Here is a 12,926-nt window from a genome sequence, read left to right as displayed (position 1 = left end):
TAGCTAAATAGATTTGTTTGTCTTTAAATTTAAAAGCTGACTTAGTAAATTCGGCACTTCCTCCTTGATGTTTTTTCTTAAAGTTAGGATACTTAGTACGACCAGCAAAGAAGTTAGTAAAAGCTGTTTGTAAATGTCTTAACCCTTGTTGCAAAGGTACACAGCTTACTTCATTGAGAAAGTCTAATTCTTCTTGCTTTTTCCACTCGGTTAGCATTGAAGAAGTTTCAGTATATCCTACTCTTTGTTGCTTTTCGTACCATGCTTGTGTTCTGAGATGGAGAGCTTTATTGTAAACCAATCTTACACAGCCCAAAGTGCGCCGCAATAGCGACTCTTGTTCTGGTGTGGGGTAAAATCGAAACCAATAGGCTTTTTCCATGTCTCACATTTTAGCATATATTTCGTAAATGTGCTAATATTTAACAGTAAAGCCAACCTAGAACGACGGGGTTTCAGACCCAAATTTTCGATGACGGTCATGCAGCGCTTAAAAATCAGTCAAGTGTTAACTCACGACAGTCATTTTCAGCAAGATAGTTTCATAATTCTATTTGAATAACAGAGGGAAAATTAAACTTTCAGTCCCCCTAAGCTAGGAAAAACTATCCCCAAGCATTTATGGTAGTTTATCTGCTGAATTATCCTCAAATCTCGCTCGCGGAACAGTTAACAATCAACAGTCACCAGTTAGCGGTTATCAATTCTTCACTGACAACTGACAACTAATAAAAACCCCTCCAATTAATGAAGGGGAATTGTGGGATTTTATTGATGGTATTAGAATACTTTTGTGGTTTCTTTTTCTGAAAAGACGGACAACAAAACAATACACACGCCCACCCCCACAACTGTATTTTAAGCTACATTTTTATAAATCTTTACATTTCTCGCCGTCAGGCTTCTTGGGCCAGGTTAAGAGCGATCGCATTCTATCTCTAGTAGTCAACAATGCCGATGACAAGAGCTAAGTTAAGATTGAGGGGCATTCAGTTGTTAACTCATGTAATTCTTGAGTAGGGCGAAAATATGACGACACTACTTGTACAAGCGACCTCGGCTCCTCTGATGATTGATCTTCCTTGGATTATGCCGATGACGGAGGAGCAGTTTTATGAATTTTGTTTAGCCAATCGAGATTTACGCATTGAACGCAGTGCCAGTGGAGAAGTGATCGTTATGCCCCCTGCTTTTTCAGATACGGGTAATCGCAATTTTAATATCGCCGCTCAACTTTGGAACTGGTCAGAACTAGATGGGACAGGGCTTGGGTTTGATTCTAGTGCGGGTTTTACGCTGCCCAATGGTGCAATTCGTTCACCCGATGCTGCTTGGATTAAATTAGAACGCTGGAATGCTTTAACAGAAAAACAAAAAGCCTCTTTTGCCTCCATCTGTCCCGATTTTGTCATTGAATTACGTTCTGCTAGTGATACAGTATCCAGTTTGCAGAAAAAGATGGAGGAATATATTGCCAATGGTACTTTATTGGGTTGGTTAATCGATCGCCAAAATCGCCAAGTCTATATTTATCGCCCCCATCGAGAACCAGAAATTTTAAATGATCCTGAAACCGTTAGTGGTGATCCAGAATTGCCGGGGTTTGAGTTAGTAATGGCTAAGATTTGGTGAATGCGATCGCTTCGGACTCCCGTTATGAATTAGGAAGTAAGGAAGTGGGGAAGTGGGAAGTGGGGAGTGGGTTTTTAAAGTTGGATTGGGAGTTAATCATACTGTTAAAAAAGGATTTAGTATCAGAGGCGACCGGGATTTTCCCACAACTCGATCGAATGTGCTATCATTTTGAGCAAGTAGAGTAAGTCAGCCTAATTCAACGACGGTGTGTTGAAGCGGAGGAACCGAATTTGGGGCGCATTTCAGTCAATGAAAAGGACATCTCTCAGTCCTAGCCCGTCAGCTAACTTCGTCGGCATTGGGGGAAGACTGAAGGGAAACAGAATAGGAGATATTCCTGCAAATATTCTGACTCTTTCAGGATTCTTGGTTGGTACTGCTCATTATCTGTACCTCGATCCTCATATAAGGGTAAATAACATGAATATTGCGGCTATTTTAGTCGCTGCGCGTGCCACAGGCAGGCAAGCGAAAGCTTGGCTGTTCAAGGATGTGGTACTGTATCCGGCGATGGGTTTTATCGGTCTGATTACCCTCTGGTGGATAATTGCGACTTTCCGAAGTGAATTGATGCCCAATCCTTGGCAGGCCTTGACTAGCAATCTCGATTATATTCTCCATCCCTTCTATCGTCGCGGTCCGGGCAATCTCGGCATTGGTTGGCTATTACTAGCCAGTTTGCGACGCGTCTTAATTGGTTTTCTGTTGGGAGCATTAGTGGCTATTCCGGTCGGGTTTCTCATCGGGCTATCCCGGCCGGCTATGCTCATCCTCAATCCGATCATTCAAATTCTACGCCCCGTTTCTCCCCTAGCTTGGCTACCCATCTCTCTAGCCATGTTTGGAGTCGCGGAACCCTCGGCCATTTTTGTTATTTTTATCACCTCCCTCTGGTCAACCATGATTAATACAGCCCTAGGAGTCGGTAGTGTACCCAAAGACTATATCGATGTGGCCAGAGTCATAGAAATGCCCAAATATCGCCAGATTTTTAAAATTATCCTCCCCGCTAGTTTGCCTTACATTTTTACGGGATTGCGCTTAAGTTTAGGAATTGCTTGGTTAGTCATCGTAGCCGTGGAAATGTTAACCGGAGGTGTGGGAATCGGGTTTTTTCTTTGGGATGAGTGGAATCGCTTAAACCTTAGTTCCGTCTTTCTGGCGGTGATTGTCATTGGCGTTACCGGTTTAATCCTCGATTACCTAATTAGCCGTTTACAAGTCCTTGTCACCCATCGTCCCGCTAAACCGGGCAGTTAATACCATGATTCCCCCCATATCTAGACGTACCTTCCTTCAAGGATTGGGGACGACCCTGGTTACTGGTAGCCTGACTGCCTGTACTATCAATGCCAGTCGCAACCCGACGGGATTAACCGAGGCAGCCCTGGCCGTAACCCCGATTATCGATCCGAAAACCCTAGAAAAACCTAACCTCACCGTGGGATATGTCCCCGTCAATGATTGCGCCCCCTTCGCGGTTGCCTGGGAAAAAGGCTTTTTTCGCAAGTATGGACTGAATGTCACCCTCAGTCGGGAAGCAAGTTGGGCGAATTCCCGTGATGGGATTATCTTCGGACGCTTGGACGCTTCTCCCGTGGTCTCCGGGGCGATTACCAATGCGAGGACGGGGGCAGAAGGGGCGCGGGTTGCCCCTCTGTGTGGGGCGATGACTATTCATCGACACGGCAACGCTATGACCATGAACCGGCCGATGTGGGATTTTGGCCTTCGACCTTGGCGAGAGTATAATGGCGATCTTCAGCAAGCGGGCAAGCAACTGCACGCCTATTTCCAGAGTATCCCCCCAGAAGAGCGCATCTGGGCAGCAGTCTTGAGTTCCTCCATCTATGAATACTTCCTGCGTTATCTGACGGCATCGATGGGCATTAATCCCATTGAGGAATTTCGTCTTTTGATTATTCCGCCACCGCAGATGGTCAACAATATGCGTATTGGCACAATGCAAGCTTATATGGTGGCCGAACCCTGGAACACTAGGGCGATTACTGGTCACGAAGGGGTCGGTTTTACCTTTGCCCAAGGACGGGAAATCTGGCAAGGACACCCCGATCGCATTCTAGCGGTGATGGAGTCTTTTATCGAAGAAAACCCGAAAACCTATCGCTCTTTAGTCAAAGCGATGATTGAAGCTTGTCAGTATTGCGATCGACCTGAAAATCGAGAGGAAGTAGCGACGATCATTTCCGGGCGCTCGTTTACAGGGGCAAAACCACAATTGACCCGCCCCGGCATTGTTGGCGATTACAACTATGGCGGTTTCGATGATCGAAAACGTCTGGTTAAGGACATAGCCACGACAATTTTTTTCGCCATGCCCGAGGATATTGCCAAAGCCGATCACGATCATTCTACCTTTCTCTGGCAATCCGAAAGTCTTTGGTTAATCACCCAAGCCGCTCGCTGGGGACAGATTGCTGAAATACCCAAAAATGCCGAAGAAATAGCCAAAAAAGCCTGGAGAACCGATTTATACCGTCAAATCGCCGACGATATGGGTATTATTTGTCCCAGCGAGGATTATTACGTTGTACCAGCAAGGTCTTTTATCGATCAAAAAGCTTTTGATCCTAGCGATCTCGTTGGTTATCTCAATAGTTTTGAAATTCGCGCCAATTTACCTCAATTCTTTTATTTGCAGGGATAATTATTATGGCTCAATTCTCCTCTGTTCCTAACTCGATCTCAGGTTCCTTTTCTGGGGAGGAATTTTTAGAAATTAAAAATATCGTTAAAGCTTACCCTAAAGCTGATGGCAGTAATTTTGTCGTTCTCGATGGGGTCAATCTGACTATTGGTTCCCAAGAATACATTTCGGTGATCGGTCATTCTGGTTGTGGCAAATCGACGCTTTTAAAAATTATCGCTGGTTTAGAACAAGCCTCCTCGGGACAGGTCACTTTAGAAGGAAAGTTAATTCGTCAACCGGGGGCCGACCGCATGATGGTTTTTCAACATTATTCTCTTTTGCCCTGGTTGACAGTGCGAGAAAATATTCGTTTGGCGGTGGATGAAGTTCTTAAAAGTGCTAGTAAAGTTGAAAAAAATAGCCTTGTTAATGAACATTTAGCTATGGTGCATTTAACGGCCGCTGCTGATAAATATCCCGAAGAAATCTCCGGCGGAATGAAGCAGCGGGTGGGCATCGCTCGCGCTTTGGTAACTCGACCGAAAATGCTATTGATGGATGAACCTTTTGGGGCTTTAGATGCTTTAACTAAGCGAAAATTACAACAGGAAGTTCTCAAAATTTGGGAGAGTCACCGGCAAGCGGTGATCATGATTACCCATGATGTAGATGAGGCAATTTTTATGTCCGATCGCATTGTTTTAATGACCAATGGGCCTCATGCTAATATCGGTGAGATTTTAACAGTCCCTTTTCCCCATCCCCGGGATCGTCACGCCATGCGAGAAACTCAAGAATATTATGATTTGAGAAATCATGCTCTCGATTTTCTAGAGCGTTATTTTACAGCGGATGAATAGGTGGTAAAAAAGTGAGATTAACCTAGAGTCGCAACTCTGAAATCAGGAGAAACTAGGTTAATTTTTTATCTCCTCAACTAGATTGAATATAACGCTGTTCTATATTGTTGCCCACGGGAAATCCACTCAACACCGATAGAACAGCGATAACTAATCATCCTATTAAGATTGGCTCAAGGTAGCCAATTCTGAGGCTAAAGGATCAACCCGGCGCAAATTTGCCCCTAATGCTCTTAATTTACCCTCTAAATTATCGTAACCTCGATCGAGGTGATGGAGTCCCTGCACAATAGTAGTCCCCCGGGCTGCCAATCCCGCTACCACCAAAGCTGCCGAAGCGCGTAGATCCGTGGCCATCACCGGCGCCCCAGATAGGAAAGGCACACCGCGCACTAAAGCCACATTTCCTTTGACCTTGATATCTGCTCCCAGACGCTTTAATTCGGCCACATGACGCAGACGGTTTTCAAAAACCGTTTCATTAACCACACTACTGCCCTCGGCTAAAGTTAATAGAGCCATAAATTGGGCCTGCATATCCGTGGGAAAACCGGGATAGGGCAGGGTTTCGATATCGGTGGCTTTTAAGTCCCTAGGGATAATCCGCAGACGATTAGGACCATCTTCCACCACTTCCGGACCGATTTCGTGCAGTTTGGCAATTACCGAAGCTAAATGGCAGGGAATCACGGGATAAAGACTTATTTCTGAGCGGGTAATCGCCCCGGCTATCAGTAAAGTTCCGGCTTCAATGCGATCGGGAATGATACTGTAATCGGTACTGTGCAGACGGGAAACTCCCTCAATGACAATTGTATTGGTCCCGGCACCGCGAATTTTTGCCCCCATGGAAACACAAAAATCGGCTAAATCAATCACCTCCGGCTCTTGGGCCGCATTACCGAGAATGGTTTCCCCTTCCGCTAAAGTCGCCGCCATCATTAGGGTTTCCGTCGCTCCCACACTGGGATAATCCAGATAAATATTCGCCCCTTTCAGACGACCATTACCTTTAACGCGGGCGTGTACCATGCCGCCATCGATTAATACATCTGCACCCATTGACTGGAGACCCCTAACGTGCAGATCCACCGGTCTGGCCCCAATGGCGCAGCCGCCGGGGAGGGGAACTTTTGCTTCTCCTAAACGGGCTAAAATCGGTCCAATGGCAAAAAAACTGGCCCGCAACTGGGAGACGAGATCGTAGGGTGCTTGAGCTTGTTTGAGGTCTCTGCCATCAATCTCTAGTCTATCTTTGGTGCGACGGACTTGCACGCCCAAGGCCGAGAGAATTTGACTCATCCGCTCGATATCGGCCAGGGCAGGTACATTACTAATCTGGCACTGGTCGGAGCAGAGTAAAGCCCCCGCCATAATGACTAGAGCGGCATTTTTGGCACCACTGATCTTGACTTCACCCTTGAGAGAGTGACGACCTTGAATTTCTAAATAGGGATGCTCGGTATCGATGGTCATAGGATCATTCATTTATCTTGGTTGGCAGTCTTGGCTAAGGATAGCTTCGGCAAAATGACACTGCATTTTATCAGATTTTTGAGGAAATTATTGGTGATTCTACCCCGAAAAGCGATTTTTGTCTTAATTATCTGAACCATCTTGACTTATGGATTGTCCGATAGTATAATAAAAGATTGTGAAAGAAAAATGCGGAACTGGCGGAATTGGTAGACGCGCTAGATTCAGGTTCTAGTGTCTGCAAAGACTTTCGGGTTCAAGTCCCGAGTTCCGCATTATCTCCCTCAAGACGTGGTTGTTTAGGGTAGGCCTAGCGGGGTGAAAAATCCTATTGGCTATAGTCTTGATCGCTCTCCTGTAACGGCTATGATTAGCAGTGTTCAAAACCCTTTAATCAAGCAAATTCGCAAGCTACACCGCACTAGAGAGCGACAGGAGCAGAATTTGTCCTTAATTGAGGGAACGCACTTACTAGAGACAGCTTTAGCGGTGAATTGTTCCCTAGAGACAGTTTTTTATACTGAAAAGTGGCGGCAAAGACAGGGAGAATTAGCGCAGAAGCTTCAAAATCAAGCCAAACGAGTCGAGATAGTTTCCCCGGAAGTCCTCGCTTCCCTTGCAACAACGGTTAATCCCGATGGTGTGATTGCCACTATTTCCCGTCATCACCTTCATCCAGTCCCCCAAAATCCGCTACAATTGGGCTTAGTTTTGGAAAGATTGCAGGATCCGGGTAATCTCGGCACTATTATTCGCACTGCCGTGGCTACGGAAGTACAGGGTATCTGGTTAAGTCTCGATAGCGTCGAAATCGATAATCCCAAAGTGATCCGCAGTTCCGCCGGGGAATGGTTTCGATCGCCCCTGGTGGTAGAATCGGATTTATCGGCTTTAGTGAAAAAATATCAAGCACAGGGGGTAAAAGCGATCGCAACTTTACCCACAGCCACCAAAAACCACTGGGAGATTGATTTTACCCGTCCGACTTTAATATTATTAGGCAATGAAGGAGCCGGTTTATCGCCCCAATTAGCGACTTTAGCCGATGAAACGGTGAAAATTCCCCTCTTTGGTGGTGTGGAATCTTTAAATGTTGCGATCGCTACTGCTGTCATCCTCTACGAAGCTAGAAGACAATTATCGGTGAATAGTTAAACCAGACAAGAATTAGAGATTTATGTATTCTCGTTTTCTGTCTCCCAATCTAAATCATCTAGCATCTTCAACAATAAATCGATGAATACGATAATTGCCCCACCCTCCTCTGGTTTAGGATCGATGAATCGATGAGCGTAACGATTACGAAAAAGCTTCATTGTACCCGAATATAAATCACGGTATGCCTCTAATTCTTCTGATGGAAGCTTATCTTTTTGTAGAGATTTATTGCTTCCAAAAATTAAGTTAACAATACCATTACCCGTGGCTTTTTGATTAATATTATCTATATTTCCCAGTTTCCTCATGCGGTCTTCTAAAACCACTGTCGCATTGCGAATCCCAGTATCCCACGCTTTTGGATTATCTCCACCCGCACTCACAGAAAAACGGACTCTCTCCCATAGTTCGGAGTCTAAATGTTCAACTTCAGTCAAGGGAATTAGATGAGGAATAGCCGAGCGATCGGGTTCAGCAAAGTTAGAATCAACCGCTTCATAAGCTTTTTGTGTTAGAGCGCCCTTGTATTGATTTGAGTCTTTTTTTTGCCCCTTAATATAACGATATTCTTCTAATATATCGAGCGTTGCGAATGTGACAGGAGGACAGCTATCAGAACCCTTGTAACCAACCCAACCATAACCTGTAAAATTCTTAATGTACCAAATACTGTCCTCGGCAAGATTACCAGCCCGTACTTGTTCAACTATCCATCGCAAAAGGTCTTTTTGTTTTTCTGTTAAACTCATATTTACGCCTCGAAAGGTAAACAACAGTACCATTATACCATATACTTTTGATTTTCTGTTCCCCAGTTTTCGAGTAACGGGAATTTGCTAAAATCGACCTCTATATAAATCCCTCGGATAGGTGAAACTGTTTCTATGAATAGTGCAAGTTGAGACAGTCAACCAATTTTTTACACCTCCGTTTTTTTGGCAAATTTTGGCGGAATTTGCTCGGCTGTTAGGGTGACAATTTGGCCATCTTTGAAAATGCTGATAGATTCTCCTAAGAGACGGTGTCTCTCAATTGCTTCTGCGATTGCGACTCTAACACCTGTATCGATTCGTTCCGATAATTTATCAGGAATTGGCTCAGTCATGGGCTACCTCAGTTATTTGTTGCCAGATAGAGGAGTCATAGATAATGACTTGTTGATTGAAGGGACATTCAGCAACTAAGTGCGGCTCATCCCCAGAATTATCATAGATAACCCAAGTATCGCACAAAGGTAAATACAACTGCATGAGATTAATACGTCCCCGCTCATAACGACGAAGAACCACATCTTCAGGAATATTATGACCGCCACTGGCTACTCTTCTGTGAACTCTCTCTAAAGCTAATTCTGGACTTTGTAGCCAAAAATAAATAAGATTGAGCCTATAGCCAGAACTTTGACAGTCTCTCAAAAAACGGGCAAAATATCGGGCTGCCAGGGTGCTTTCAAAGGCAAAATCTATTCCTTGGCACTTCAGCGTTACCAACCTTTCTAACATCAAGCGTCCTGCTTGGATAGCAACCGACTCAGGATTAAAAGGTGAGATTCCGGCGGCAATTTCATCGGCGTTAACGTACTCGATAACGCCTAAAAAGTTGGGTAAAAGTTTTTTAGCGACGGTGGTTTTCCCGGAACCATTGGGGCCACCAATTAGATAAACATCAGACATGAGGGAAAAGCTCGTCCTCCAGATTATTTTGACGCCAATTCAAAAATGAAACGCATCAACCTCAAGAGTTGACAGAAAAAGGCTCATCAGGTACTCTCTGATCATTAACAACAACAAATCAGACCCAAAAATGAGCCGCCCACATCTTAACATAGAACAAAGAAACTTACTCTACCAACTTAGTCAAGAGGGAAATTTATCTCAACGGCAAATGGCCGTCTGGCTCGGATGTCATCAAAGCACAATATCACGGGAATTAAAAAAGAATCAAAGTTTCCTTGGCTGCTATCTACCTGACACAGCACAAGCTCAAAGCGAGACGCGGCGAAAAAATGCCAAACAACCCTTTAAAAATGTCAGCAAGGCTACCTTAGAGTAGGTGAAAAAAGGATTGAAAGATTATCATAGCCCCGAACAAATAGCGGGTCATCAATGCCTTGACTATCGTACCCCGAATGAGGTATTCTATGAAGGTAGATGAGACAGTGATGCAATTCAGACTTGAATCGGCCGATTAAGCCTCCATCACTACTACCGAATCACCACCAACTATCATTTTGCTCTGAGTTTTTTGCATTTGTACGACAATTAAATTTATCATAAAAAAGAGAAAGAAATACCTTGAAGACTAGATAAAGTATGGTAAATCCTCTGCATCTCATATTTGTAAAAATATCATCTGGACAAGACACCATTAAGATAGGCACAACGTAAAGATAGAATAGAAGAAACGTTCTCATTTTGCCACGGTGCGCCCGAAAGTTTAACCCGCTTTCCAATTTGTTTAATCCCCGATTCAATCGCGCCTGAACCTAGGGAAGAAACTCGTTCTTTCCCTGCTGCCCCGGGAGAGTCCTTCCACAGAGTCAATGTTACTGACTGCTTGATACCTCCCCTGAACGGTTACAGTTAAGAGAGTGGTGCGTTACCACCCACTTCTAAATGGGATATTATCAACATGAAAACTAAATTATCTCAGCTTTATGAAACTGATTTTAATTTGTGGATTGAGCAAACCGTAAATCACTTAAAAAAGGATAATTTAGCAGCCCTCGATTTAGATAACTTAATCGAAGAAATATCCGATATGGGACGTAATAATAGACGGGAGATATTCGGCCGTTTAAAAGTTCTCTTGATGCACTTACTTAAATGGCAATATCAACCGGAAAAACGGACTAATAGCTGGATAAATACGATTGATGAGCAAAGAGAACAATTAGAGCTTATTTTCAGGGATAGTCCTAGCTTAAAACCCTATTTAGCCGATATTTTCGCAGAATGTTATCAAAAAGCAGTGCGAGGGACGGTAAATGAAACTAATTTACCAAAAGAAACTTTTCCGGTTGATTGTCCTTTTACCCAAGAACAGGTTTTAAATTGTGATTATTTTCCTGAAAATACCTTTTGAACAATGGATATGGCAGTTTTATGAGAAAATCGCCCTGCTGTCAAGACTGATTTTTTTCTTGCCAAATAGCCAAGGCCATTTGATGAACAAATCGCCAAGGTAGATGATGCTGACGGGCAATTGCGGCACAATCTTCGTATTCTGGTTGTACGGTAATCGGTTGATTAATTGACTCTTTGTAGGCAACTTTTAGCCGAATTTGACCATAGACAGTATCGATCGATTGTATCTCTCTTTTTAAGATTGATCGCTCTTGAATTGTCCTTCTAATGCCTAAAGTTGTTGTTTCCTGAAAGATCATATTTTCACAAATAGCAATTTTATCCAAGCCACAAATTACTGTCAAAAGTATCCCCAAACGAGATTTTTTCATAGTAATTGCTTGACTAAATACATCTAAAGCACCCGCTTGTAATAAAGCCTCACTTAAATAGGCGATCGCTTGCGGATTTAAGTCATCAATTTGAGTTTCTAAAACTGCCACAGTTTCGATTTCATCTAGCTTTTCTGGTGCTTTTTTCCCTAACCAAAGCCGGACAAGATTGGGAATCGGTAAATCTTTTGTCCCTGCCCCTAAACCGACCTTTTCTAACTGTATTTTGGGCGGTTTACCGAAACTTTTAGCTAAAGTTGTCACAATAGCTGCCCCCGTGGGTGTTACTAACTCCGCTGCGATGCCATTACTATAAATAGGTACTTGTCGATTACTTAACAATTGTACTACTGCTGGCACGGGAACCGGTAAACGACCATGGGCGGCCTGAACTGTACCGCCGCCGGTGGGGAGAGAAGAACAGTATAATTCACTCACCGATAGCCAATCCAAACCCAAACAAGTCCCGACGATATCAATAATGGCATCGGTTGCCCCCACTTCGTGAAAATGGACTTTTTCTGGCGCGATCCCGTGAACGGCTCCCTCTGCGATCGCAAGTTGTTGAAAAACCGCTAAACTCCATTCTTGGACTTTCTGGGGTAAATTTGCCTGTTTGATTAAATTTTCAATCTCCGGTAAATGGCGAGCGGGGGTATGATGGTGATGGTGGTGATGATGATCGGACTTCTCGGCAGTGACATCGACGTGAACCTTAGTAGCAATTTGACCGCGACGATGCACTTTTTCGGCCCTTAACTGATATTCATCCTCAATTCCTAAAGTTTTTAGTTGTGCAATCAGGTATTCTAAGGGGACTCCTAAATCTACTAATGCCCCTAAACACATATCCCCGGCGATTCCCGTGGGACAATCCCAATAGGCGACGATTTTGCTATCATGGCTACTATTTACTCTCTCCATCCCGAAAATCCCCAACAACGTTCTATCCAAGAAATCTGTCATGCCCTTAAAAATGGGGCAATTATGCTTTATCCTACCGATACTGTCTATGCGATCGGTTGCGATCTCAATGTGAAATCTGCCGTCGAACGAGTTCGCCAAATCAAGCAACTATCTAATGATAAACCCTTGACGTTTCTCTGTTCTTCTTTGTCGAATATTTCCGAGTACGCAGTGGTCAGCGATCATGCCTATAAGATTATGCGACGAGTCATACCCGGTCCCTACACTTTTCTCTTACCAGCGACTAAATTAGTGCCGAAAGTGGTGATGAATCCAAAGCGGAAAACCACTGGTATCCGGGTTCCCGATCACGTTATCTGTCGCACTATTCTCGAAACCCTAGAAAATCCCATTATCTCTAGTTCTGCCCATCTTCCCGATCAGGAGGGAGATTTTCCCACCAAGGGATTAGAAACCGCTAGGTTATTCGATGCCCTCGATCATATCGTTGATTTAATTATCGAAGATGGCTCTGCTCCCGGTTCGGAAGTGTCAACAATTGTTGATTTTACTGGCGATCAACCGGATATCGTGCGTCAGGGTTTGGGTTGGCCGGAATTACAACAATGGTTATAACGAAGGCAGGAGACAGGAGACAGGAGATAGGAGATAGGAGATAGGAGATAGGAGATAGGAGATAGGAGATAGGAGATAGGAGATTATTTTTATTTATTCTTCCCACACCCCACACCCCACACCCCACACCCCACACCCCACACCCCAC

The 12,926-nt window shown here is 44.1% G+C and carries 13 protein-coding genes, 1 tRNA gene, 2 pseudogenes and 1 riboswitch; of the genes and pseudogenes, 9 read left to right on the top strand and 7 right to left on the bottom strand.

Annotated elements, in window-relative coordinates; translation table 11 throughout:
* Nucleotides 1-382, bottom strand: a 382-nt coding sequence (locus IM479_RS03445) for an RNA-guided endonuclease InsQ/TnpB family protein (RefSeq protein WP_287685428.1), incomplete at its 3' end; no start/stop codon positions are given.
* Nucleotides 383-1,029: 647 nt separating this feature from the next.
* Between IM479_RS03445 and IM479_RS03440 the strand changes: the two genes are divergently transcribed.
* From IM479_RS03440 to IM479_RS03425, 4 genes are all read left to right on the top strand, one after another.
* Nucleotides 1,030-1,632: a Uma2 family endonuclease gene (locus tag IM479_RS03440; protein WP_287685427.1), complete on the top strand. Its 603-nt coding sequence runs from the start codon at nucleotides 1,030-1,032 to the stop codon at nucleotides 1,630-1,632.
* 181 nt (nucleotides 1,633-1,813) lie between these two features.
* Nucleotides 1,814-1,948, top strand: a riboswitch (cyclic di-AMP (ydaO/yuaA leader).
* A 107-nt stretch (nucleotides 1,949-2,055) separates the two neighbouring features.
* Nucleotides 2,056-2,895: a nitrate ABC transporter permease gene (gene ntrB, locus IM479_RS03435; RefSeq protein ID WP_287080170.1), complete on the top strand. Its 840-nt coding sequence runs from the start codon at nucleotides 2,056-2,058 to the stop codon at nucleotides 2,893-2,895.
* A 4-nt stretch (nucleotides 2,896-2,899) separates the two neighbouring features.
* Nucleotides 2,900-4,303: a CmpA/NrtA family ABC transporter substrate-binding protein gene (locus IM479_RS03430; RefSeq protein ID WP_286826360.1), complete on the top strand. Its 1,404-nt coding sequence runs from the start codon at nucleotides 2,900-2,902 to the stop codon at nucleotides 4,301-4,303.
* Nucleotides 4,304-4,308: 5 nt separating this feature from the next.
* Nucleotides 4,309-5,145, top strand: a complete 837-nt coding sequence (locus tag IM479_RS03425) for an ABC transporter ATP-binding protein (RefSeq protein ID WP_286826359.1) — start codon at nucleotides 4,309-4,311, stop codon at nucleotides 5,143-5,145.
* Nucleotides 5,146-5,307: 162 nt separating this feature from the next.
* On the opposite strand, the gene murA is transcribed toward IM479_RS03425, so the two are convergent.
* The gene (gene murA, locus IM479_RS03420) at nucleotides 5,308-6,621 is read right to left on the bottom strand and encodes a UDP-N-acetylglucosamine 1-carboxyvinyltransferase (RefSeq protein ID WP_287675926.1); all 1,314 of its coding nucleotides are present in this window, start codon (nucleotides 6,619-6,621) and stop codon (nucleotides 5,308-5,310) included.
* A gap of 191 nt (nucleotides 6,622-6,812) precedes the next feature.
* Here murA and IM479_RS03415 point away from each other — a divergent pair.
* Both IM479_RS03415 and IM479_RS03410 read left to right on the top strand, forming a co-directional pair.
* Nucleotides 6,813-6,896 (top strand) — tRNA-Leu (locus tag IM479_RS03415).
* A gap of 91 nt (nucleotides 6,897-6,987) precedes the next feature.
* Complete coding sequence (locus IM479_RS03410) at nucleotides 6,988-7,776, top strand: TrmH family RNA methyltransferase (RefSeq protein ID WP_286826363.1); 789 nt, start codon at nucleotides 6,988-6,990, stop codon at nucleotides 7,774-7,776.
* 20 nt (nucleotides 7,777-7,796) lie between these two features.
* Here IM479_RS03410 and IM479_RS03405 read toward each other — a convergent pair whose 3' ends face one another.
* The 3 genes from IM479_RS03405 to IM479_RS03395 all read right to left on the bottom strand — a co-directional run bounded on the left by IM479_RS03405 (nucleotide 7,797) and on the right by IM479_RS03395 (nucleotide 9,452).
* Nucleotides 7,797-8,528 carry a TIGR02391 family protein gene (locus tag IM479_RS03405; RefSeq protein WP_287685425.1) on the bottom strand — a complete coding sequence of 244 codons (732 nt, stop codon included), beginning with the start codon at nucleotides 8,526-8,528 and terminating at the stop codon, nucleotides 7,797-7,799.
* A 170-nt stretch (nucleotides 8,529-8,698) separates the two neighbouring features.
* Entirely contained in the window at nucleotides 8,699-8,884 is a 186-nt protein-coding gene (locus tag IM479_RS03400; RefSeq protein WP_287685423.1) for a hypothetical protein, read from the bottom strand.
* Nucleotides 8,877-9,452, bottom strand: a complete 576-nt coding sequence (locus IM479_RS03395) for an ATPase (RefSeq protein ID WP_287685421.1) — start codon at nucleotides 9,450-9,452, stop codon at nucleotides 8,877-8,879. Before IM479_RS03395 ends, IM479_RS03400 begins: the two co-directional genes overlap by 8 nt.
* Nucleotides 9,453-9,582: 130 nt before the next feature.
* Here IM479_RS03395 and IM479_RS03390 point away from each other — a divergent pair.
* A pseudogene (locus tag IM479_RS03390) lies at nucleotides 9,583-9,924 on the top strand (transposase); the annotation flags it as partial.
* 203 nt (nucleotides 9,925-10,127) lie between these two features.
* On the opposite strand, the pseudogene IM479_RS03385 reads toward IM479_RS03390, so the two are convergent.
* Nucleotides 10,128-10,286 (bottom strand): annotated as a pseudogene (locus tag IM479_RS03385) (ISKra4 family transposase); the annotation flags it as partial.
* 124 nt (nucleotides 10,287-10,410) lie between these two features.
* Between IM479_RS03385 and IM479_RS03380 the strand changes: the two are divergent.
* Nucleotides 10,411-10,863 (top strand): DUF29 domain-containing protein, encoded by a 453-nt coding sequence (locus IM479_RS03380; RefSeq protein ID WP_287685420.1) that lies wholly within the window; start codon nucleotides 10,411-10,413, stop codon nucleotides 10,861-10,863.
* Between the two features lie 40 nt (nucleotides 10,864-10,903).
* On the opposite strand, the gene larC is transcribed toward IM479_RS03380, so the two are convergent.
* The gene (gene larC / locus IM479_RS03375) at nucleotides 10,904-12,160 is read right to left on the bottom strand and encodes a nickel pincer cofactor biosynthesis protein LarC (protein WP_287685418.1); all 1,257 of its coding nucleotides are present in this window, start codon (nucleotides 12,158-12,160) and stop codon (nucleotides 10,904-10,906) included.
* On the opposite strand from larC, the gene IM479_RS03370 reads away from it, so the two are divergent.
* The gene (locus IM479_RS03370; protein WP_190718528.1) at nucleotides 12,137-12,778 is read left to right on the top strand and encodes an L-threonylcarbamoyladenylate synthase; all 642 of its coding nucleotides are present in this window, start codon (nucleotides 12,137-12,139) and stop codon (nucleotides 12,776-12,778) included. The two genes, larC and IM479_RS03370, sit on opposite strands and share 24 nt — an antisense overlap.
* Nucleotides 12,779-12,926: the final 148 nt, after the last annotated feature.

Source organism: Microcystis sp. M165S2 (assembly GCF_020245885.1).
GTDB lineage: Bacteria > Cyanobacteriota > Cyanobacteriia > Cyanobacteriales > Microcystaceae > Microcystis.
This window is presented reverse-complemented; position numbering and strand designations above follow the sequence as displayed.